17 protein-coding genes are annotated in these 22,191 nt (G+C 70.2%); 5 read left to right on the top strand and 12 right to left on the bottom strand.

Annotated features, from left to right (window positions below; all coding sequences use genetic code 11):
* Positions 1–83 precede the first annotated feature (83 nt).
* On the top strand, positions 84–1,208 hold the full coding sequence (locus tag ACSMFO_RS38335) for a neutral zinc metallopeptidase (protein ID WP_436462327.1): 1,125 nt from the start codon (positions 84–86) through the stop codon (positions 1,206–1,208).
* 226 nt (positions 1,209–1,434) lie between these two features.
* On the opposite strand, the gene ACSMFO_RS38330 is transcribed toward ACSMFO_RS38335, so the two are convergent.
* Positions 1,435–2,316, bottom strand: a complete 882-nt coding sequence (locus tag ACSMFO_RS38330; RefSeq protein WP_436462326.1) for an RDD family protein — start codon at positions 2,314–2,316, stop codon at positions 1,435–1,437.
* Positions 2,317–2,377: 61 nt separating this feature from the next.
* Between ACSMFO_RS38330 and ACSMFO_RS38325 the strand changes: the two genes are divergently transcribed.
* Positions 2,378–3,385: a stage II sporulation protein M gene (locus tag ACSMFO_RS38325; protein WP_436462325.1), complete on the top strand. Its 1,008-nt coding sequence runs from the start codon at positions 2,378–2,380 to the stop codon at positions 3,383–3,385.
* A gap of 17 nt (positions 3,386–3,402) precedes the next feature.
* Positions 3,403–4,476, top strand: coding sequence for a hypothetical protein (locus ACSMFO_RS38320; protein ID WP_436462324.1), 1,074 nt, complete (start codon positions 3,403–3,405; stop codon positions 4,474–4,476).
* 80 nt (positions 4,477–4,556) lie between these two features.
* Here the strand turns inward: ACSMFO_RS38320 and ACSMFO_RS38315 are convergent, their stop codons facing one another.
* From ACSMFO_RS38315 to ACSMFO_RS38285, 7 genes are all read right to left on the bottom strand, one after another.
* Positions 4,557–5,339, bottom strand: coding sequence for an RICIN domain-containing protein (locus ACSMFO_RS38315; protein WP_073847554.1), 783 nt, complete (start codon positions 5,337–5,339; stop codon positions 4,557–4,559).
* 85 nt (positions 5,340–5,424) lie between these two features.
* A complete protein-coding gene (locus ACSMFO_RS38310; protein WP_436462323.1) occupies positions 5,425–6,171 on the bottom strand; it encodes a maleylpyruvate isomerase family mycothiol-dependent enzyme in 747 nt (248 codons plus the stop codon).
* A 58-nt stretch (positions 6,172–6,229) separates the two neighbouring features.
* Positions 6,230–7,516: a DUF58 domain-containing protein gene (locus ACSMFO_RS38305; RefSeq protein WP_038518945.1), complete on the bottom strand. Its 1,287-nt coding sequence runs from the start codon at positions 7,514–7,516 to the stop codon at positions 6,230–6,232.
* Complete coding sequence (locus tag ACSMFO_RS38300; protein ID WP_360092120.1) at positions 7,516–8,505, bottom strand: AAA family ATPase; 990 nt, start codon at positions 8,503–8,505, stop codon at positions 7,516–7,518. The genes ACSMFO_RS38305 and ACSMFO_RS38300 overlap by 1 nt, the downstream gene beginning before the upstream one ends.
* Positions 8,502–9,626 (bottom strand): DUF4350 domain-containing protein, encoded by a 1,125-nt coding sequence (locus tag ACSMFO_RS38295; protein ID WP_436462322.1) that lies wholly within the window; start codon positions 9,624–9,626, stop codon positions 8,502–8,504. Before ACSMFO_RS38295 ends, ACSMFO_RS38300 begins: the two co-directional genes overlap by 4 nt.
* Positions 9,623–10,264 (bottom strand): DUF4129 domain-containing protein, encoded by a 642-nt coding sequence (locus ACSMFO_RS38290; RefSeq protein ID WP_436462321.1) that lies wholly within the window; start codon positions 10,262–10,264, stop codon positions 9,623–9,625. The genes ACSMFO_RS38295 and ACSMFO_RS38290 overlap by 4 nt, the downstream gene beginning before the upstream one ends.
* Positions 10,258–11,391, bottom strand: coding sequence for a hypothetical protein (locus ACSMFO_RS38285; protein ID WP_436462320.1), 1,134 nt, complete (start codon positions 11,389–11,391; stop codon positions 10,258–10,260). The genes ACSMFO_RS38290 and ACSMFO_RS38285 overlap by 7 nt, the downstream gene beginning before the upstream one ends.
* Positions 11,392–11,607: 216 nt before the next feature.
* Between ACSMFO_RS38285 and ACSMFO_RS38280 the strand changes: the two genes are divergently transcribed.
* Complete coding sequence (locus tag ACSMFO_RS38280; protein WP_436462319.1) at positions 11,608–12,693, top strand: neutral zinc metallopeptidase; 1,086 nt, start codon at positions 11,608–11,610, stop codon at positions 12,691–12,693.
* 906 nt (positions 12,694–13,599) lie between these two features.
* Here ACSMFO_RS38280 and ACSMFO_RS38275 read toward each other — a convergent pair.
* Together ACSMFO_RS38275 and ACSMFO_RS38270 are read right to left on the bottom strand one after the other, a co-directional pair.
* Positions 13,600–14,007 (bottom strand): hypothetical protein, encoded by a 408-nt coding sequence (locus ACSMFO_RS38275; protein ID WP_436462328.1) that lies wholly within the window; start codon positions 14,005–14,007, stop codon positions 13,600–13,602.
* Positions 14,008–14,133: 126 nt separating this feature from the next.
* Positions 14,134–15,210 (bottom strand): potassium channel family protein, encoded by a 1,077-nt coding sequence (locus tag ACSMFO_RS38270; RefSeq protein ID WP_037332041.1) that lies wholly within the window; start codon positions 15,208–15,210, stop codon positions 14,134–14,136.
* An 88-nt stretch (positions 15,211–15,298) separates the two neighbouring features.
* On the opposite strand from ACSMFO_RS38270, the gene ACSMFO_RS38265 reads away from it, so the two are divergent.
* Positions 15,299–15,685, top strand: a complete 387-nt coding sequence (locus tag ACSMFO_RS38265) for a DoxX family protein (protein ID WP_350580965.1) — start codon at positions 15,299–15,301, stop codon at positions 15,683–15,685.
* Here the strand turns inward: ACSMFO_RS38265 and ACSMFO_RS38260 are convergent.
* Both ACSMFO_RS38260 and ACSMFO_RS38255 read right to left on the bottom strand, forming a co-directional pair.
* Positions 15,682–18,939: an ATP-dependent helicase gene (locus tag ACSMFO_RS38260; RefSeq protein WP_436462318.1), complete on the bottom strand. Its 3,258-nt coding sequence runs from the start codon at positions 18,937–18,939 to the stop codon at positions 15,682–15,684. The two genes, ACSMFO_RS38265 and ACSMFO_RS38260, sit on opposite strands and share 4 nt — an antisense overlap.
* The gene (locus ACSMFO_RS38255; RefSeq protein WP_436462317.1) at positions 18,936–22,151 is read right to left on the bottom strand and encodes an ATP-dependent helicase; all 3,216 of its coding nucleotides are present in this window, start codon (positions 22,149–22,151) and stop codon (positions 18,936–18,938) included. Before ACSMFO_RS38255 ends, ACSMFO_RS38260 begins: the two co-directional genes overlap by 4 nt.
* Positions 22,152–22,191 lie beyond the last annotated feature (40 nt).

The raw sequence follows: 22,191 nt of genomic DNA, 5'->3' as shown, positions 1-22,191 counted from the left end.
CTTGGCGATTCCCCCGTTGACTGACGCTGGCTGCTCGCTTCGCCGGTTACCCGACCTCGGCCATAGCGGGCGCCGGGGCGGCGGTGACCTCGCGGATCGGCGCGCCGGTCCCGTTCCGGCCCGGTGCCGTCGGCCCGCCGCAGCTTCCGTACGGCCCGCGGTTCGCTCAGCCCGCTTTCGCGCCCTACGGCGGATATCAAGCCAAGAAGTCGAACGGCGGGGTGATCGCGGCGGTCGCGATCGTCGCCGTGATGGCGGTCATGGGCGGGTTGCTCATGGTGATCACCATCGCGAACGGCAAGTCGAAACACGTCGCGGACGTCGGCTACTCCAGCTATCCGGCAACCTCCACTTCGGACTACACGACGACCAGCGATACAGCTTCGTCGACGACGACGGCCACCAGTTCGCGTGATTCGACCGGCACGCGCGAGACGTCGGCCGGCTCGACCCGGGAGACGTCCGCCAGCCGCGCCCCGTCCGGCCCGCAGCCGCACCACAAGCTGGCGGACAACCCGCTGTGGCTCGATTCCCAGGTCGGCCTCCCGAACCAGCCGTGCAACCTCTCGCGCTGGGCGAACAACCCGGACGCGGCGGCGGCGTTCTTCGAAAGCGCGCGGCCGTGCCTGGACAGCGTCTGGCAGCAGGTCATGAACTACTCGAAACTGCCGTTCCGGGTCCCGACCGTGAAGTACCCGTCCGGCAAGAACTGGTCGAGCCCGTGCGGTGACGCCAGCGGCGGCTCGGTGGCGGCGTTCTACTGCTCACAGAACGAGACGCTGTACATGCCGTACGAAGGCCTTCAGGTCTCTCAGTACGGCAACCGGCCCGGGGTCTATCTGGCGGTCTTCGCCCACGAGTACGCGCATCACATCCAGGCGCTTTCGGGGATCTCGGAGGCCTACTGGGACGCACGGTACGAAGCGGGCACGGACTCGGCGGCGGGTCTGGAGATGTCGCGGCGCAACGAGCTTTCGGCGCAGTGTCTTTCCGGGACGTTCCTGGGTTCGACGGTGGGGCGCGGCGGCTCGGTCGATCAGGCGATGTACCGCGACGCCTGGCAGACACAGGACCGCGGCGACCACAACGGCGGCCCGCGCGACCACGGCTCCGACGCGCACGCCGTCTCGTGGTGGCAGCACGGCGCGCAGAAGAACCGGATGTTCCAGTGCAACACGTGGGCGGCGAAGTCGGCCGACGTTTCCTGATGCGCGACTGTCCGTGCAGGACCGTGCGGCGGCGGGTTCGCGTGACCAGCGGGACGACACACGTGACTGGACGGACGACACGCGTGACTGGGCGGACGACACACGGTGGCACCCCGGCCGCGCGAGTGTCGTCCGTCTGGCCGCGTGGGTCGTGAGTGGCAACTGTCGTTCTAACGCTCTTTACCACTCACGACCCACCCGAGCGGCGGCTATGCGACGTTGCCGGTCAGCCCGGAGGCGCGAAGGGGTTTTCCGGGGCCGGTTCCGCGGGCGGTTGCGGCTGGGCGACCGGGGCGGGGGCGGCAGGCTGCGAATAGGGCTGCACGGCAGGCGGCCCGTACTGGACCGCCGGCTGCAGCTTCGCCTGGTCCCGTCGCCGCCGCTCGGCCAGCACCGCCGACAGGTACGCCCAGGACGGCACTCCCGGCGGCACCGGCGCGCCGATCGCCGCCGCGACCTGCTGCGCGAGCCCGTACCCGAGCGCTTCGGCCGCTTCGGGGCGAAGCTCGCTCGTGCGGCCCAGGTACTGACGGACGGCCAGCGCGAGATCGTTCGGCAGCCGGGTCAGGTCCAGCTGCGAAGCCCAGTACGCCAGCTGCGGCGGCATCCCGACGTACGGCGTCCGCGCCGCGGGCATGCGTTCCCGGATCACCAGCGTGCCGGCGAGGTAGTCGCCGACGCGACGGCCGTTGGGTGACAGCAGCGACGTGACCACCGCCACGACGCCGAGCATGCCCAGCGCCCAGAAGTCGATGAAGAATCCGGCGAGCCCGCGGACCAGCGCGTGCCGGAACCGCACCGGGCCGCCGTCGGTGCGGACCACCCGCAGGCCGAGCGCCATCTTCCCGAGCGTGCGGCCGCGGCTCAGTGTCTCGAAGATCACCGGGTAGCCGACCATGATCAGCACGACGGTCACCAGGAACAGGGTCAGCGCCAGCGCCTCGTCACCGAACACGGCGACCTGGCTCAACACCAGCATCGTGACGAACAGGACGATCAGCTGGAGGGCGACGTCGACCATCATGGCGAGCCCGCGGCTGGCCAGTTTCGCCGCGCGCACGTCCAGGACGACGGCCTCGCCGGTGACGAGTTCGGACTCTTGTTCCACCCGGCAAGCGTAGTGACGAATAGGCTGGGCGACCAAGGACGATCGCCGGGAGGGCTCCGAGTTGGACGTGGACGTGTTCGTCGCCGCGCACCAGGCCGAATGGAACCGGCTGCGTGACCTCGTCGGCCGCGCCGGGAAGCTCAGCGGCCCGGACGCCGACGAGCTGGTGACGCTGTACCAGCGCGTCGCGACGCATCTTTCGATCATCCGCTCGGTCGCGCCCGACCCGGTGCTCGTGGCGCAGTTGTCCGGCCTCGTCGCGAAGGCGCGCTCGGCCGTCACCGGATCGCACAGTCCCGCCTGGCGCGAGGTCGGCCTGTTCTTCACCCATCGGTTCCCGGCGGCGCTGTACCTGAGCCGTCGCTGGTGGCTGGCGTCGGCGGCGGCGTCGATCGCGGTGATGGCGATCGCGGCGGTGTGGATCGCCGGGGATCCACAGGTGCTCGCGTCGCTGGCCTCGCCCGAGGAGTTCAAGGACCTGACCGCGCCGGGCGGGAAATACGAGACGTACTACTCGTCCGATCCCGCGGGTTCCTTCGCCGCGCGTGTCTGGACCAACAACGCGTGGGTGGCCGCGACCTGCCTGTTCCTCGGCGTGGTGCTGGGCGTCCCGGTGATCTACGCGCTCTGGGCGAACTCCCTGAACCTCGCGATCGGCGCGGCGCTCATGTCCTCCGCCGGACGGCTCGACGTGTTCTTCGGGCTGATCCTGCCCCACGGCCTGCTGGAGCTGACCGCGGTGTTCGTCGCGGCCGGGACGGGGCTGAAGCTCGGCTGGACGGTCATCGACCCGGGACGCCGATCCCGGACGGCGGCGCTCGGCGAGCAAGGGCGATCGGTCGTGGTGATGGCGCTGGGGCTGACCGTGGTGCTGTTGATCTCCGGGGTGATCGAGGGTTTCGTGACGCCGTCGGGCCTGCCGACCTGGGCGAGGATAGGAATCGGAGTAGTCGCCGAGGTCGCATTCTTGCTTTACGTGTTCATTGTCGGGCGTCGCGCCGCGAAAGCGGGCGAAGTGGGTGATGTCGACTGGCGATACGCTGGAGATTCTCGACCGGAAGCGGGCTGACCTGGTTAGCTCCTTTCATGGGGAGAAAACGGTTACGCGCCTTCGCGATCGTCGTCCTGTCCGTACTCGCCTCGACGCTCCTCGTCGGCGCGTCCCAGGCCAGGACCGTGTCCGCGCCGTCGGGCAAGCTGAACTGGGTGGTGAGCGTCGGCGGCTTCCGGACCGACGCCGACCGCAATTACGTCCGCCTCGGCTATCTCGTGTTCAACCCGGCCGACAACACCGTCGCGCACAACTTCTGGACCTGGAGCCAGGCGGGCTTCCCCGTCCCGGTCGACAGCGGCGACGTCTACTACTGCGGTGACTGGGCGCCGGGTACCAATCCCCGCAACAACTGCCCGATCAAGACCGCGCCCGGTTTCACCGGCGCTCCGAACGGTCACTTCACTGGCACCTACGCCGAGAACTCCGGTCAGGTGGCCATCACCTGGACCAGCAGCACCGTCGACGGCACCACCACCGCCGTGAACCTCACGGAGACTTGGGCCGTCTCGGAGACACGGCCCGGTCTCGGACGTCTGCAACTGGCGAGCGACAACTACTCGATCACCAGCGGCATCGCCTACGGCAGCAACGCCTCCCTCGCGCAGACCAGCAAGGCACCGATGAGTTCGGTCCGCGCGACCCAGCGGTCGTACCTGCTCGAAGGGCAGGGCGTGAACCGCCGCGCGATCACGAACTGGACCCGCGGCGGTAGCGGCGCGCTCGGCGTCGGCCCGGGGTGGAACAAGTGCGACGACGGCTCATGCCTCGGGTACGTGCAGTACGACTCCGGATGCGACCCGACCTCCTGTTGCCTCCCCGGCGCCGGATACGAGGCCTGCGCGAAGAAGATCATCGACACCGGCGACAGGCGGTTCTACTACCTGAGCGACGCCTTCGGCGGACGGCGCAACAGCTACGAGTTCTGGTGCGAATGCCTGTCCTACAACGGTTGCTACCTCGGCAACAGTCACGTCCGCCCGCTGCTGCAGGTGATCGACGACGCGGGCGCGTTCCAGGGCTGGGTCGGCGCCGAGGTCAGCCCGGACCGGAGCGGTTCGCGGGATCCGTCGGCTGAGTACTACTCGAGTTTCGCGCTGGTGGCTTAGGTCCGCGTGGGCCGGGTTGGTCGTGAGTGGCGTTTCGGGTTCTAACCCGAAACGCCACTCACGACCAACCCGGCCGAAGCTCAGCAGGTGCAGCTGCCCTCGAAGGTGATGCTGTTCCCGTCCTCCAGGCTCGCGCTGCCGGTGAACCGGATCTCGAACTCGCCCGGTTCGGTCAGCACGATCTTCGGGCTGGTCGCCGAACCGTCGGCGCCGGTCTTGGCCGCCGCCGTCTCGGAGCCGCCTTCGAAGACCAGCACGTTCTTCGGCCGTGCCGCGCGGACGAAGAAGTTCACCGGCACGTCCGCCGCGGGCTGGCCGTTCTCGCCGATCACGCGCACCACGAACGGCTGGCCGGGCGTCTTCGTGGACAGCCGCTGCCCGTTCCCCGACAGGATCGCGAGTGTCCGCACCCCCGCCGCCCAGGTGTTGGACAGCCCCGGTAGCGAACAGACCTCCTGGTACAGACGCGATCCGACGGCGGGCGCCTCCGCGGTCAGGCAGCGCGCGGTCGCCACGTTCGCCAGCAGAACCAGCCCGGGCAGCCCGGCGTTGCGGCGCCACTGCTGGTGGCGGTCCTTGCCGTCGCACGCCACGAGTTTGACGCCGACGCCGTCGACGGGGCTGATCGCCGTCAGGCACTGTCCACTCGCGACATGCTTGTACGACAACGCCGCCTTGTCGTACACCCATTGCGCGTTGGCGTCCTTCGCGTCCGCGAGCGAGAGCTTGCCGTCGGCCGCGGCCAAGGAGACGGTTCCGCCCCCGTCGGCGAGGTAGACGGGCTTCCCGGCGGGCTGCGCGGAAGCGGGTGACACGAGCAGCACCACCGGAAGCACCGCGAGGAACAGCACGAGCTTGCGCAAACCTGGCCCCATCCTGTCGGTCCGGATCTCCTTCCGAGCTAACCGTCCGCGCCCCCGCCCGCCAACCGGCACCACTCCATCGGGTTCAGCCGAACCGCACGTGCGTCTGCCACAGCTTGAACAGATCAAGATCACCGACGACGTCCTCGGCGTCCTCGCGCTGGTAGAGCGCCAGCAACAGATTCGTCAGCGAGCCACGCACGGTCACGGCGGCCCCGCGCCGACCCCGCTCCCAGGTGACGACCGGGCCGTCGAGGCCGAGGAACCACACATGCTCCCCCGACTCGAAACCGACGGACCGGCCGGAACCGAGGATCTCCCGCTTCTCCGGCCTGAACTCGAAATGCAGCGGGAGCGATTCGAGTTCCATCCACTCGTCGATCGCGTCGAGCACGACTTCGGGCGAAGCGCGGAACTCCAGGCCCGCGGCCAGCGTCGCGTCGGCGCGGTGAACCAGCGTCTCGTGGGTGAAACGGCGGGCGTAGAACGACGCGGTCCGGTAGTGGAACGGCACCCAGACTTCGGCGTCAGGCCCCGCGTCCCGCAGCGCCGACGCCAGCGCGGAAGCACCGTCCACCAGCCAAGACGCGGGCAATGGGCCGGAATCGTCGCCGTCCACCCGGCGCACCTGGTCGTCGGGAACCGGCGCCGTCGCCCGGCTCCGGACGATCTCGGCCGCCCAGTGGTGCCCGCCGCCGAGATGCCGCACCAGCGCGCCCAGCGTCCAGCCGGGACAGGACGGCACGGGCGTCGTCAGGTCGGCGTCCGCCAGTTCGGTCGCGAGTAGTTCGGCCTGAGTGACGATCTCCGCGCAGTGCCGGTCGAAATCCATCGTGTCCTCCTGGTGATCGGTTCACCAGGAGGTCGGAGCCGGCGCGCGGCTCTCGACATCAAAGCCGTCCGGCGGCCTTCAGCGCGAGATACCGGTCCGCCAGCCGCGGCGGCAGATCCTCGGGCACGGCGTCGACGACCTCGACCCCGTGCCGGGCCAGCCGCGCGGTGACCTGGCGCCGTTCGGCCAGCACCCGCTCGGCCGCCGCCGCGTCGTAGACGGCTTCCGCGTCGCCACGGCCCGCCGCCATCTCGGCGACCCGCGGGTCCGCAACCGAAGCGATCATCAGCTGGTGCCGCGAAGTCAGCTTCGACAGCACCGGGAACAGTCCTTCTTCCAGCGGTGCCGCGTCCAGTCCGGTCAAGAGGACGACCAGCGCGCGCCGCCGGGTCCGCCGCAGCACCTCCGCGACCATGCCCCGCGCGTCGGTCTCGACCAGCGACGGTTCGAGCGGCGCCATCGCGTTCACCAAGGCGGGCAACAGATCCGTCGATCCCTGGACCGCCGCGTGGACCTGCCGGTCATACGCCAGCAGGTCGACGCGGTCACCCGCCCGGGCGGCGAGCACGGCCAGCAGCAGGGCCGCGTCCATCGCCGCGTCGAGCCGCGGCGCGTCCCCGACCCGGCCCGCCGAAACGCGGCCGGTGTCGAGCACCAGCACCACGTGCCGGTCGCGTTCGGGACGCCACGTCCGCACCATGACATCGGACGCGCGCGCCGAAGCCCGCCAGTCGATCGACCGGACGTCGTCGCCGATCACGTACTCGCGCAACGAGTCGAATTCCGTGCCCTGGCCCCGGATCAGCACCGCGTTGCGGCCATCGAGCTGCTGCAGCCGCGCCAGCCGCGACGGCAGATGCTTGCGGCTGTGGAACGGCGGCAGCACCCGCACGGTCCACGGCACGTCGTGCGAACCCTGCCGGGCGGCGAGCCCCAGCGGCCCGGTCGACCGGACGGTGACCCGGACCGCCGTCCGGTCACCGCGACGGGTCGGCAGGAGTCGTGTGGTCACGACACGGCGTTCGCCCGCGGGCAAGGTGAGGCGGTGCCGGTCCTCCGCGCCGGCGCTGGGCGGCCAGGCGTCGCGGAGCCACGCGCGCACCGGGCGGCCGCCGGGATTGGCCACGGTCAGCGTGACCTCGCACTCCTCCCCCAGCCGCACGGACGTCGCGCCGGACCGCGCGAACTGAAGCCGTCGCACGCTCCCGGCGAGCAGGAGATCCAACACCACCACCAGCAGCAGCACCGCCGCGGCCAGCCCGATCCCGGCCCACGAGGGCAGCAGGAAACCGACCACCGGCGCCGCGAGGAGCGCCAGCAGCCCGAGCCGCCCGGTGACGGCCATCAGCGCGGAACGGGCACGGACGCGAGGACGCGGTCCAGCACGCCGTCGGCGGTCGCGCCTTCGAGTTCGGCCTCGGGCCGCAGGTCGAGACGGTGCCGCAAAGACGGCCGTGCCAAGGCTTTGACGTCGTCCGGGGTGGCGTAGTCACGCCCCGCGAGCCACGCCCACGCCCGCGTCGCCGCCAGCAGCGCGGTCGCGCCACGCGGGGAGACGCCGAGCCGCACGGACGGCATCGACCGCGTCGCCCGGCAGACGTCGACGATGTAGGCGAGCACCTCGGGCCGCACGGTGACCCCGGCGACGGCGCGCCGCGCGGCGTCGAGCTGGGCGATCCCGGCGACCGGCGTGACCCCGGCCGCGCCGAGGTCACGCGGGTCGAAACCCTGCGCGTGCCGGGCGAGGATGCCGAATTCGTCCTCGCGGGACGGCATCGGCATGGTCAGCTTCAGCAGGAACCGGTCCAGCTGCGCCTCGGGCAGCGGGTACGTGCCTTCGTATTCGACCGGGTTCTGCGTCGCGATGACGATGAACGGGTCGGGCAGCGGCCGCGTCTTGCCGTCACTGGACACCTGACGCTCTTCCATCGCCTCCAGCAGCGAAGACTGCGTTTTCGGCGGCGTGCGGTTGATCTCGTCGGCCAGCAACAGGTTCGTGAACACCGGGCCCTCGCGGAAGGAGAACTCGCCGCTGTGCGCGTCATAGACGATCGAGCCGGTGATGTCGCCCGGCATGAGGTCCGGCGTGAACTGAACCCGCGTCGTCTCCAGGTCCAGCGCGGCCGCCAACGCCCGCACCAGCAATGTCTTCGCCACCCCGGGAACGCCTTCGAGCAGCACGTGTCCCCGGCACAGCAACGCGATGATGAGCCCGGTGACGGCCGCGTCGTTGCCCACCACGGCCTTCCCGACCTCGGCGCGCAGGGCGATCAGCGCCGCCCGGGCTTCGGCCGCACCGTCCCGTGTGTCCAAATCGGACTGCTCGCTACTCAAGACCGCTCCACCTCTCGTTCCACGACATCGAGTCCGTCCGCCAGCCGCACCAGTGCGGCGTCATCCGCGGGCGGGTCCCCGTACAACAGCGCGCCGATCTCCGCGGGCGCCCGGCCGGTCCGCGCGGCGACGGATTCCACCAACGCCGCCGGTTCGGCGTCGCGGGTGAGCCCCAGCAACGGCCGGAGCCGCGCGCGGGCCGCCTCACGCAAGGTTTCCCCGGCGTGCGCGGCGGCCTTCGCCTTGCGATACAACCTCGCCCTGCCCTCGGTGGCCTCGGCCGCGCGGACCACGACCGGGATCGGCTCGGTCACCACCGGACCCAGCCGCCGCGAGCGCCACAACGCCAGCAGTACCACCGCGACCCCGGCCTGCAACGCCGCGTACGACCAGCCCGCCGGAATCAGTTCGGACAGCGGCTTCTTCTCGGTCTCCAACGACGGGTCGGCGGGCGTCGGCAGGTACCAGACGAGCCGCTCGTGCTTGCCGAGCATCCGCATCGCCAGTGCCGCGTTGCCCTCGTCGGCCAGCCACTCGTTGGTCAGCGGGGCGGGGGTGCCGAGCACGGTCACCGTCCCTTGTGGACCGGGGACCTCGAGATACGAGCCGCCGTAGCAGTCCAGCGCCCGTGGCTGCGTGGCCGAATACTTCAGCCCGCCCATCGTCGCGCTCCCCGCCGCCACGGGATCCGAGGCCTCGCACTCGGGTGTGCGGGTCTCGATCTCGGCCTGGCCGCTCACCCGCACTCCGGGAAGGACTTCCTCGACCGTGCCCGGGCTCGGCTGCACCAGCACGACGTGCTCGGCGTTCTGCCTGATCTCCGCGAAGGCGCTCTTGGGCACATACTCGGGCTTGGTGATCAAGACCGTCGCGTCCCTCGCGACTCCCTTGGCCTCGGCGGCGGTGCGCACGATCGGGATCTTGACGCCTTCCCGTTCCAGCAACGTCGCCAGCGCGCGGCCGCCGCCGGGCTCGTAGGAACCCGGTTCGAGCGCGCCGGTGGTCTGCTCGCCCTGGAAGAGCACGAGCAGCGTGCCGGTCAGCACGATCAGGAGGACGACCGCGAGCGGGAGCCGCACCCCGCGCCAGATCCGGCGGGCGTCGGGCGAAACCGAGGTCATCCGGCCACCAAGGCGACCGGCCTGGCACGACGGCAGCGTTCGTCCAAATCGGACAGTGACCGATAGCCGTCCGCCGTGGCGGGGATGTCTCCATAGTGGACGTCGTCGAACAGCCGGGCGCCGGCGCGCAGGGGCTCGGCGACGCCGGGAAGCAGCCGTCCGGCTTCGAGGGCGGCCTCGTCGGCGGTCCGCCCGGACTTCTCGTCGAGCAGTGCCCGCTCCTCCAAGGACCGCACCACGGCACGGAACCGCTCACGCACGGCGTCGTCGAAGTCGCCCCGCGCCGCGGCTTCCTCGGCCGCCTTGCGATGTTCGCCGGAAGCCTTGCGCTGCCCGGCGAACACGGCGCGCCCGCTCTTGGCCGAGGTCGCCAAGGGCCCGGACTTCAGCCGGATCACCACGACCAGCACGATCAGCACGACGGCCAGCAGCACCACGGCGAAGATCCCGCCGGGCACGACACCGTCGACCGTTTCGAGGAAGCCCAGCAGTTTCTCGACCACCCAGGTGAACGCCTCGGACAGCCAGCTCGGTTTCGCGGCCTGGTAGGCCTGTCCCGAGAGCTCCTCGGCGGCGCGCAGCCGGGCGGTGTCCCGGTCGATGTCGACCGGGACCTCGGTGAGGAAGCGCGTCACCATGCCTGCGGCGGAGGCGGCGTCTGGATGCCGGCCGCGCGGGCCAGTTCGATGTCCATGCCCTCGCGGCGCATCCGCTGGTCGATGTAGAGGATCACGGTGACCAGCGCGGTGAACGGGCCGACGATCGTCTGGGCGATCACCGTGCCCACCGACTGCAGGATCAGGTCACCGGTCGACGGGACGTAGATCTGGTCCAGGTTGCCGAAGATCGACAGGAAGGCGCTGAAGCTGAACGGGATCGTGATGATCGAGGCCAGGAACGACGAGATCACGTACGCCAGCAACAGGATCCCGAAGACCCGCCAGAACATGCCGGAGACCAGCTTCACCGACCGGCGGAACGCCTCCATCACGGTGCCGCGTTCGAGGATGAACGCCGGGCTGGCCAGCGCCCAGAAGGTGTAGGGGATGATCGCGGGCAGCAGGCAGAAGATCGCCCCGACCAGGATCGCCAGCGTGTAGAGCACGGTCAGCCCGAGCAGCGGCAGCAGCCGGGGCGCCGCCTCCTTCGCGGCCTCTTTGAACGTGACCGGTTTGCCGAGGACGGCCTTGCCCATCAGGACGGTCAGGAATCCGGTCAGGACGGTCGTCCCGAGCAGGGTGGCGACGAGGGTGATGAACGACGTCGCCAGCGTCCCGCCGAGGATGCCGACCATCTGGTTCATCAGTTCCTGATCGGTGGCCGCCGGGCCGAGATCGCGGACCTGTTCGAGGTCGCCGGTCGTGTCGACCAGCAGCAGTCCGACCAGGTTGATGGCCGCGGTGAGCACGGCGGTGACCGCGGCGGCGCCGAAGACCATCCGCCAGTACTTGCGCATGGCCGTGACCGCGCCGTCGAGGATGTCGGTCAGGTTCAGCGGGCGCAGCGGGATGACGCCGGGCCTGCCGAGGCCGACCTTCCAGTTCGGATACTGCTGCTGCGGTGGGGGCTGGTACGACGGCAGCGGAGGCGGCGGCGTCGCCCCGGCGGGTGACTGCCACTGCTGCGCCGCTTGCCCCTGCGGCGGCGTCGGCGTGTCCGACCGCGGCTGTGCCGGTGTATCCGCCTGCGGCTGTGTCGATTCCCCCGCCTGCGGCTTCGGCGTCTCGGTGCCTTCCGGCCCGGACGGTCCGCCGGTCTCCGTCATGCGACAGCCCCTTACCCGTTCACGTTGCTTACGAACACTCTTCCAGAGGGTCCGACACCCAGCCAGAGCTGGGGGGACGACACTGATGGGTGACCGCTCGCCTCACGCTGGATACCCTCTGCAGCCGAGCTGTGGGTGGGGACGCCGTTAGCTCGTTATGCTGAACATCGGACCGGGTGCCCCCGGTTCGCCCCTAGAACCACCGGGACCGACTTGATGACGCAACCGCCCCACGGCCAGTGGCCGCCACGCGGCGCCGTCCAGCCACCGCCGGTGCACGGCCAGCCCCCTGCCCAGTGGCAGGGCGCGCCGCACCACTTCCCGCCTCCGCCGCCGCGCCGGTCCGTTGGCGCGATCGTCGCCATCTGCCTCGGCGCGGTCGCCGTGCTGGTCCTCGGCCTGGTCGCGATCGTTTCACTCAATCGTGACGACTCCGATCACGTAGCGAATGCGGGCTACAGCACCCTCCCGAACACGCCTTCGCAGGCGGGACTGCCGCCGAGCGGGTCTTCGTCGCCCTCGTCGTCGACGGACCCGTTCCCGTCGTCACCGACCAACGCGCCGTCCTCGTCGAGCGGGCCGCAGAAGATCCTCAAACTCGGTGACCACCCGATCCTCCAGGACCCGAACGCCGGCCTGCGGAACCGGGTCTGCACGCTGCCGCAGTGGCAGAGCAGCCAGCAGGCCGCTGAGGCGTTCTTCACCGCGGCGGGCAAATGCCTCGACAACGCGTGGGGCCCGTTCCTCGACGCCTACGACCTGCCGTTCACCCCGCCCGCCCTGCACTTCCCGACCGGGGCCAGCTTCGAAACAGAATGCGGCACCATCCAGGTCGGCATCGCGACGGCGGCGTACTACTGCGAGAACAACCTCTACGTGCCGTTCCGCGGTCTGCAGACCGACCAGTACGGCAACAACCCCGGCGTCTACCTGGCCCTTTTCGCGCACGAGTACGGACATCACGTGCAGGAGGTCGCCGGACTGATGGACGCGGCCTGGCAGAAGATCTACGACGCCGGCCAGAACAGCCCGGCCGGGCTGGAGATGTCGCGGCGCAAGGAACTGCAGGCGCAGTGCTTCTCCGGGATGTTCCTCGGCGCGCACGTCGACCAGGGCGGCACGGTCAGCCGGGACATGTACAACAAGGCCTGGAACGACCAGGAGACCCGCGGCGACAACACCTCGCGCAGCCAGGACCACGGGACGAACGCGCACTACGCGTCGTGGTGGCGGGCCGGTGCGAGCAACAACAGGATCGCCGACTGCAACACCTTCTCGGCTCCTTCGAGCGCCGTTTCCTGAGTCACGAAAGTACGTGAAGGCCCCCTTCATTGCGCTAGACGCCAGGGTCCCGGCAAAGTCGCCTAAGCGCTGGCCGGTACCGCTCTCGGCGAACGGCGGATGGCAGGGGGTTCACCTGGTTTCCATCCGCAAAGGGCGCCGACAGGCGGGTAAAGGTCCGTTTGATATTCATTTGTACGGTTTCCGAGCGGGGTCGTGAGTGGCGATTGTCGTTAGAACGACGGGGGTCTCAAGTACCTACGCGGAGCACGGCTGCGGCTGATCCAACCTGCGTCAGTAGGCACTAGCGGAGTGGTGTGGGCTGAAGGCTCCCTTCACCGAGTCTGACGCGACGAAAGGAGCCTTCGCCCCCGGCCGGCTACGGGAGCGGTGGTTCGGTCGCAGGTGCCGCCTCGTGAGTGTTTTGGGTCGTTAGAACGACCAAAAACACTCACGACCACCCCGGAAAACGCCCAAACCGGGCATGGCAGCCTTGGCGGTGTCCCCTGTGGACGGTCGAGCGATGTGGGGGATCAGTGTGACGAGCCTCCCTTGGTCGCCGCTTGACCAGTGCTTATGCGACTTTGCCGGGCCCCTGGCGCAAGACGCAGTGAAGGGGCCTTCACGTACTTGGAGGTGGGGTGCCGCTCGCCGACGAATGCGGTGCCGTGGGCGATTCCGGCTTGCCCGGTGCGGCCGATCGCGCCAGGACGCCGACTGTGTGGATTTTGGGGCGTTGGATGACCAGAAATCCACACAGTCCCCCATGACCGGTCCGGTCACGACGGGGTGTGTGGAAGTAGGGACATTGAACGTCTCTATTTCCACACACCCCTCACCCGCGGTAACGCTCACGCGCTCTCGACCACGTCGAGTAGCCATAGGAGGCAGCGCGTCGGGTCTTAGCGGCCACTCACGAGCCAGGGATCAGGCCGTCACCGGAACCCGAGGCCCGCGCAACACCAGGAAGACGTACATCCCGCCCGCGAAGCAGCTGAACACCAGCAGCGCCAGCCCGAGCGGCCGCCGCGCGTCGCTGGCTCCGGCCGTCGCGTCGGCCGCGTGCACCGCGATGCCGTCCCCCGAAGCCCCGTCCGGGACGACGACCTCGATGCGCTCGCCCTTGCCGTGTCCGCAGCCGTTGAGCGAGCCCTCCGTCGGCTTGCCGCCGAACTCGAACTTGACCTTCTCGGTGGCTCCGCCGCCCGTGCAGGGCGCGGGCTGAACGACCTCCGCCCGCACGGTCGTCCCCTTGGTCTCGTTCGAGATGCCGAACAGCCCCGGCCCGGCGAACCACGCCAGGAAGATCACCAGCAGGCCGACCCCGGCCGCCACGGCCAGGGAGTTCCACCCCGGGGTGAGCCCTCTGGCGGGGTCCGATCGCTTGCGCACGAACGCCATGCTCCCAGAACCTCGCGGCAAAACACAGGAGCCCGCGAGCGTGGTAGCAAAGCTCCCCTGCTACCGCTCGATCGTCTCCGCCGCGGTCACCTTGCGGATGTACAGCAGCTTGTCCCCAGGCTCGATCGCGTCCGCCTGCGGGGCGTCCACCCGGTACAGCACGCCGTCGCGGACGACACCCAGCACGATGTCCGGCAGATGCCGCGGCGACCCGCCCTCTTCGGACGGCTCCACCGGGCGTTCGGCGATCGCGAGACCGGACTCGGGGGTGAGCAGGTCCTCGACCATGTCGACCACCAGCGGCGTCGACGTCGCCATGCCGAGCAGGCGCCCGGCGGTCTCGCTCGACACCACGACCTGGTTCGCGCCCGATTGCTTCAGCAGGTGGACGTTCTCCGCTTCCCGCACCGACGCCACGATGTGCGACTTCGGCGCCAGCTCACGGGCGGTCAGCGTGACCAGCACGGCGGTGTCGTCCCGGTTCGGGGCGACGACGACGGCGCGCGCCCGCTGGACCCCGGCGACGCGCAGCACGTCGGCGCGGGTGGCCGAGCCGTGCACGGTCACCAGCCCGAGTGACGTGGCCGCTTCGAGGGCCTGCTGGTCGGTGTCGACGACGACGATGTGGTCGGGTTCGACGTTCTCGTCCCCGAGCAGCGCGTTGACCGCCGACCGGCCCTTCGTGCCGAATCCGACGACGACCGTGTGGTCACGCACTTTCGTCCTCCACTTTTGGATCTTGAAAGCCTGGCGGGAGCGCTCGGTGAGCACTTCGAGTGTGGTACCGACCAGGACGATGAGGAAGAGCACCCGCAGCGGGGTGATCACCAGGACGTTCACCAGCCGCGCGGACGGCGTCGCGGGCGCGATGTCGCCGTAACCCGTGGTCGACAGCGACACCGTCGCGTAATAGAGGCTGTCGAGGAACGTGAGCCCGTCGCCGTTCGCGTCGCGGTAACCGTCCCGGTCGAGGTAGACGATCAGCACGGTCGCGAGCAGGGCGAGCATCGCGCCGATGATCCGTTTGAGGATCGACCGCAGCGGGCTGACCGTCAGTTCCGGCATCCGGATCACACCGACGAGCTCGTGGTCCGGGCGGTCGCTCAGCCTGACCGGGAAACGCTTGAGAACCCTCATGCACAGGCTCCGGCCTGGTCCGCGTCACTCACGGTCGGGAGGATAGCCGAAGAACGTTCCGTTCAGCTCGGTATGCGAAGCTCAGGGCATGTCTTCGGATCCTCGACCGTCTCAGCGGCCCGCCCATTTCCTCGCCGGCCTGCTCGGCGCGGCCGGTGTCCTGCACTTCGTCCAGCCGAAACCGTTCGACGCCATCATCCCGAAGCAGCTTCCCGGCTCCCCTCGGGCGTGGACCTACGGCTCGGGCGTGGCCGAGCTGGGCGTCGCCGCCGCGGTCGCCAATCCGAAGACGCGGCGGCTCGGCGGGCTCGCGGCCGCGCTGCTGTTCGTCGTGGTCCTGCCTGGCAACGTGAAGATGGCCGTCGATGCCGACCGCCGGAAGGCACCGAAGCACTGGCGAGCGGCCTTCTGGGCCCGAGTCCCGCTTCAGATCCCGTTGGTGACCTGGGCACTCAAGGTCCGCGACCGCGCTTAGATCGTCGGGACGCTTCGCAGGAGCTGGCGTAGTCCTTCGGCGTCCAGCAGATCCGCCGGGCGGACGGTCTTGTCGTGTTTCACGTAGTGGAACGCCGCCCGCACCTTCTCCACGGGGATGTTCTTCAACGCCGCCCAAGCCAGCCGGTACGCCGCCAGCTGCACGGCCAGCGACTCGACCCGGTCGGCTTCCGGAACGGCGCCGGTCTTCCAGTCGACGACGGTCCAGCCGCCGTCCGCGTCGGCGAACACCGCGTCCATCCGTCCGCGCACCGTCACGCCCACGACGTCCGCCGAGAACGGCACCTCGACCGCGTGCGGCACCCGGTGCGCCCACTCGCTCTTCTCGAACGCGGTCTGCAGCGCCTCCAGCTCGGTGTCGGGTGCCTCGTCGACGTCCGCCGCCCCCGGCAGGTCGTGGATCTCCAGCAACTGCTCACCGCCGAACCGCTGCTCCAGCCAGCCGTGGAACGCCGTCCCCCGCCGCGCGTAGGTGTTGGGGCGCACGGGAAGCGGCCGCCGCAGCCGTTTGGCCAGCGCGGCGGGATCGGCCGACAGCTCGACCAGCTGGCTCACCGAGAGATGCGGCGGCAGGACGACCTGCTGTACCCGGTCCCGCGCCCGCGCCCGCTCCTCCAGCAGCACCTTGGTGTCGGAGATCCAGCCGTCCGGATCGTCCTCTTCCTCCTGCTCGGCATGCTCGGCGTCCTCCATCGCCCCGAGCACCATGTCGACGCCGTTCGTGACGCCCTCGCGCCGCGGCCACAGCGGATCGACCGGCCACCGCGACCGGCGGGAGTCGGCGACCAGCGGGTTCTCGCCGTCGGTCTCGGGCTCGTCGGCCCAGTGCTCGATCCGGCCGACCGAGTTCCCCCGCATCACCTCGCCGATTTCCAGCAAGAACTCCGACGGCCCCTTCGGCCGCGCGCTGCTCTCGTTCCACCAATGGCCGGAGATCAGCATGGTGTGCTCGGAGCGGGTCAGCGCGACGTAGCAGAGCCGCCGCTCCTCATCCGCTTCCCGCGCGACGAAGCCTTCCTCGTGCAGTTCCAGCGCTTCCTGGACTTCCTTGCGGTCCGCACCTTCGGGGATCCGCAGCTCCGGCAGGTCCTCCGAGTCCCCGCGCAACGCGGCGGGCAGCGAGGTCGACGTCCGCAGCCACGACGACGAACGCCGCCGCCCGGGGAAGACCTCCTTGACCAGATGCGGAATCGCGACGATGCGCCATTCCAGCCCCTTGGCCGAGTGCACCGTCAGCACCTGGACCCGATCCGGGACCACCTCCACCTCGCCGGGGGTGAGCCCGTCTTCCGCGTGCGCGGCCGTGTTCAGATAGTCCACAAAGGACAAGAGAGTGGCCGTCGGCGAGTTCTCGGCGAAATCCGTGACGACGTCGGCGAAAGCGTCCAGGTGCGCGCGCCCGGCCGGGCCGGGACGGGCCAGTGACTCGACGTCGAGCAGCATCGTGCGTTCCACGTCGGCGACCAGTTCGGGCAGCGATTGGTCGAGCCGCCGTCGCAACGCCGAGAGCTCGGCGCCGATCTTCCGGATACGCCGGTATCCCTCGGGCGAATAGCGTTCCGGCGTCCCGGGATCGTCGATGGCGTCGGCGAGCCCCGCCTGCTCGACCCGCTCGGTCACCAGCACCGGTTCGTCCACATCGGACTTTCCCGACGGCGGTACCGGCGACGAGAGTTCACCGGCCCGGCGCCACAACGCCGCGAGGTCGGCGGCCGCGATCCGCCAGCGCGCCCCGGTCAGCAGCCGGGCCGCCGCGCTGCCCGCGAGCGGATCGGCGAGCACCCGCAACGTGCTCACCAGATCCGCGACCTCGGGTTCGTCGAGGAGGCCACCGAGACCGACGACCTCCACCGGAAGCCCACGCGCCCGCAGCTCCGCCGCGATCGGCGCCATGTCGGCACGACGACGCACCAGAACCGCCGCGGTCGGTGGCTTTCCGGTCTCCTCCACGGTTTCGAACCAGCGTTTCGCCACCGCGTCGGCCACCCACTCGCGTTCGGCGCGGATGTCCGGCAGCAGCGCGGCGGCGATGTCGGCGGCCCCCGCGCCCTCCAGCGCGCGCAGCCGCGCGACACCGAGGCCGCGTTCCCGCAGCGGTTCCGAGATCTCGTTCGCGAGTTCGAGCACCTCGGGCGGATTGCGGAAACTGGTCAGCAGCCCGAATTCGAGGGCCGGAACGAGCCGCTCACCGTTGTCACGCGGGAAGTCCGTGGTGAACCGGGGCAGGTTCGCCGCGCTCGCGCCGCGCCAGCCGTAGATGGCCTGCGCCGGGTCGCCGACCGCGGTCACCGGCATGGGCGGATGTTCCACCCCGCCGAACAGCGAACGCAGCAGGATCCGCTGGGCGTGCCCGGTGTCCTGGTACTCGTCGAGCAGGACGGCGCCGTAGCGTTCGCGCTCCCCCGCGACCACCGCCGGATAGCTGCTGGCGAGCTGCGCGGCCAGCGACATCTGGTCGGCGAAGTCGAGCGCGCCTTCCGCTCGTTTCCGCGTGTGATACGCCTCGACCAGCGGCAGGAGCGCGAGCCGGAACCGTTGCGCCGTCATGACTTCGGCCAGCTTCTGCGGCAGCGAAGCACGCTGCCCTTTCGCCCTCGGCGCGTTCTCGATGACCTCGCACAGCCAAGACGTGTACTGCGCCAGCCGTTCGGTCTCGACGAGGTGCTCGCCGAGTTCCCCGGCCAGCGCCAGCAACTGCGCCGTCACCGTCGAGGGCACGCGATCGGTGTCGAGGTCGTTGTCCCAAGTGGACACGACGCGATGCGAGAACTGCCACGAAGACGTCTCCGAAAGCAGCCGGACGCCGGGCTGGACGGGCAGCCGCAGGCCGTGTTCGGACAGCAGCCGCCCGGCGTACGCGTGATAGGTGAGCACCGTCGGCTCGCCGGCGGTCACCGTCGCGCGCAGGTCGCCGGTCGGGTCGATCTTGTCGAGCAGCCCCGATCCCACGAGCCGCCGCAGCCGGGTGCGAACGCGTTCGCCGAGCTGACGAGCGGCCTTGCGGGTGAAGGTCAGGCCGAGCACGCGTTCCGGCGGCACGACACTGTTGGCCACCAGCCAGACGACGCGCGCGGCCATCGTCTCGGTCTTGCCCGCGCCCGCGCCCGCGACGACCAGCGACGGCTCGATGGGTGCCGCGATGACCTCGGCCTGCTCGTCGGTGGGGTTGTGCAGGCCGAGCGCGCGGGCGATCTCGCCCGGTTCGACCTGGCGGCGCTGGAGTTCGGAGATCAAGGGCCGGTCACCTGCCTGCCCTCGGGGCGCAGCGGACAGCAACCCCTTGCCGGGCAACGATCACAGTCCGGATTCTCGGTGACGCCGTACTCCGGGCCCGCGGCGGATCCGGCCGCCGAGCGCACCAGTTCGAGCCATTGCTTGCCGCCGTCCTCGTCCAGCGGCGCCTGCTCGCGCTGGGTGGATCCGGTCTTGTTGTTGGACTTCGCGACGTAGACCAGCCGCGCGCCACCGGGTTTCGAACCGCCCTCGACCGCGCCGAGCAATACGGCGAGCTGATACGCGGCCAGCTGCGGATGTTGTTCGGCATCGGCGGCGGAGATCGGGACCTTGCCGGTCTTGATGTCGATGACGACCGGACGGCCGTCCTTGTCCATCTCCACGCGGTCTACGCGGCCGCGCAGGAGCACGCGAACGTCGTCATCGCCGACGGGCAGTTCGACCTCGATGTCCTGCTCGACCCCGGCTTCGATCAGCTCCTTGCGGCTGGATTCCAGCCAGGAGATGAAGTTCCGCAGCATCTGCTCGACCCGCGACCGCTCGCGGCGCGAGAACCACGGCGCCCCGGCGTCGACCCGCACCCAGGCGTCGTCGAGGGCGGCGCGGATCTGCTCGTCGCTGCTGCCGCCGGCGACCGCCTGCGCGAGCCCGTGCACCAGCGTTCCGGTGACCGCGGCGAGCTGCGCGGGGTCACTGCCGCCGTGGCGTTCGATCAGCCAGCGCAACGGACATTTGACCAGAACCTCCACAGTGGACGGTGAGATGCGGATGAGGTCGCCCGGCCCGTGCACGGGTTCGCCGGTGGACGGTTCCAGCAGGCCGTACCAGGTGCCCGGATGCGCGCCCGGCACACCCGCGGAGGCCAGTTTCGCGAGCTGACGTGCCGCCCGCTGCCGCCGTTCCGGGTCGCTCGTCTCGTCGCAGACGACCTCACGCAGCTCACCGACGAGTTCGGCGAGCACCAGCGAACGTCCCGCCGGTTTCATCCGCGAGTCGAGCCCGCCGTCGTCCGCGCCGTTCTCCTCCAGATCGTCGATGAACCGCGAGGGCTGCTCGTCCTCCCCCGCGACCGCGCTGACCAGCAACGTCTTCCGCGCGCGGCTCGCGGCGAGGTAGAACAGCCGCCGCTCTTCGGCGAGGATCGGCGCGGTGGCGGACACCTTTTCGTCGTCGACCCCGGACATGAGGTCGACCAGCCGCTCGACGCCGAGCACGGATCCGCGCAACCGCAGATCCGGCCAGCTGCCTTCCTGGACACCGGCGATCGATACGACCGTCCATTCGCGACCCGCGGACGCGTGCGCGGTGAGCAGCGAAACGCCTTCGCTCTTCATGGCCGCGGGTGCCAGCGTGTCACCCGCGATGTTCTGTGAGGACAGGTAATCCGCGAACGAAGCGACACTCGCCTTCGGCAATCTGTCGACATAACGACCGGCCGCGTCGAAGAGCGCGACGATCGCGTCGAGATCCCGATCCGCCTGCGAACCCAGCGATCCACCACGATCGACCAACCGCAGCAAACGTTGTTCCAGCCCGCTGGCCTGCCACAGATCCCACAGCACCTGCTCGACGCCGTCACCGCGCACCACGGCCTGATGCGCCGCGTGCAGCAGACCGCCGATCCGGCGCATCGGGAGCGACTCGGCCTCGGCGAGGCCGGTGAGAACATCGTTGGCGCGTAAGGCTTCCACCAACAACTCGTCGCTGGACCGTTGTCCACCGCCCGCGAGCTCCAGCCTGCGCAAACCGCGCCGCAGCCGCCTCAGGGCGAGCGGATCCGCGCCACCCAAGGGCGAGGAGAGCAACATCTCGGCGAGGTCGACGTCGAGCAGTTCCGGATCCGCGGCGAGCCGCAGCATCGCCAGCAGAGGACGAACCGCGGGTTGTTTCGCGAGCGGCAGCTCCTCCGTGGCCGAACCGATCGGCACCCCGGCCGCGCGCAGAGCGCGTTGCAGGACAAGGAAAGTACGGGCGGGCGACCGGACGAGCACCGCCATCTCCGACCACGGCACGCCGTCGACCAGGTGCGCGCGGCGCAGCTGATCGGCGATCCAGCTCGCCTCTGAGGCCGGGGTCGGCATCAGGCGCACACGGACGACACCGCCCTCGGCGTCCGGCGCGTCGACGAGTTTGCGCTGCGGCGACGATCCGGGCAGCACGGAACCGAGTTTCGTGACGGCCGTGCGGATGACCGGCGCGAGCCGATGCGCCGTGGTCAGCAGAACCGTGCGCTCGCCGTCCTCGTCCGCGTCGGCGAACAGGCGGGGATCCGCGCCACGGAAGGAGAACACGGACTGATCGGGGTCGCCCGCGACGACGAACTCGTCGGCCGCGTGCCCGATGAGCCGGACGAGCTGGGTCTGCAGCGGGTCGAGATGCTGCGCGTCGTCGACGAACAGGTGCCGGACACGCCGCTGCTCGCGTTCACGCAGGTCAGGGTCGTCCTCCAACGCGAGCAGGGCGGAAGTGACGAGCTCCGCCGCGTCCAGCGCGGGCGCGCTCGCCACACCGAGCGCGTTGCCGCCCGCGCCCTGCAGCAGGGTGACCTCTTCGTACTGGCTCCAGAAGCGCCCGGCCGCGATCCACTCTTCGCGGCCGCGCCGCCTGCCGAGTTCGACCAGATCCTCCGGGCCGAGCCCGCGTTCGGCGGCTCGGAGCAGGAGGTCTCGCAGCTCCTCGGCGAAACCGGGCACGCCCAGCGCGGGGCGCAGCTGCTCCGGCCAGTCGAGCGCGCCTTCCTCGATGTCGCCGGCGAGCAGATCGCGGACGACGACGTCCTGCTCCGCCCCGGCCAGCAGGCGGGGTGGAGGGAGCTCGTCTGCCTGAGCCTCCATCCGCAACAGCGCGTACGCGTACGAATGCACCGTGCGCACGAGCGGCTCGCGGATCGTGCGCGGCAGCGGATCCTCTTCGGGATCGGTGGTGAGCCGATGGGTGATGTCGGCGCGCAGGGCCTCGGCCGCCTTGCGGGACGTGGTCAGGATGAGCACGCTCTCCGGATTCGCGCCCTCCGCGATACGCCGCGACGCCGCCGACGCCAGCAAGGCCGTCTTACCGGTGCCGGGGCCACCGAGGACCCTGCGGAACCCGTCCGGGGCGGCCAGCAGGCGGCGGGCGCCGGAATCCCACTGGAAGGACGGCGTGCCGGTGACCGGCGTGCGGACCAGCCGCGCGTCGGTTCCTGCCGCTGTTCGCCGCCCGTTCACGCCCACGATGGAACCACGCCCCGCCGACACAACCGCGCAGCGGCAC

This window comes from Amycolatopsis sp. w19, assembly GCF_051373225.1.
GTDB classification, from domain to species: Bacteria; Actinomycetota; Actinomycetes; order Mycobacteriales; family Pseudonocardiaceae; genus Amycolatopsis; species Amycolatopsis japonica.
This window is presented reverse-complemented; position numbering and strand designations above follow the sequence as displayed.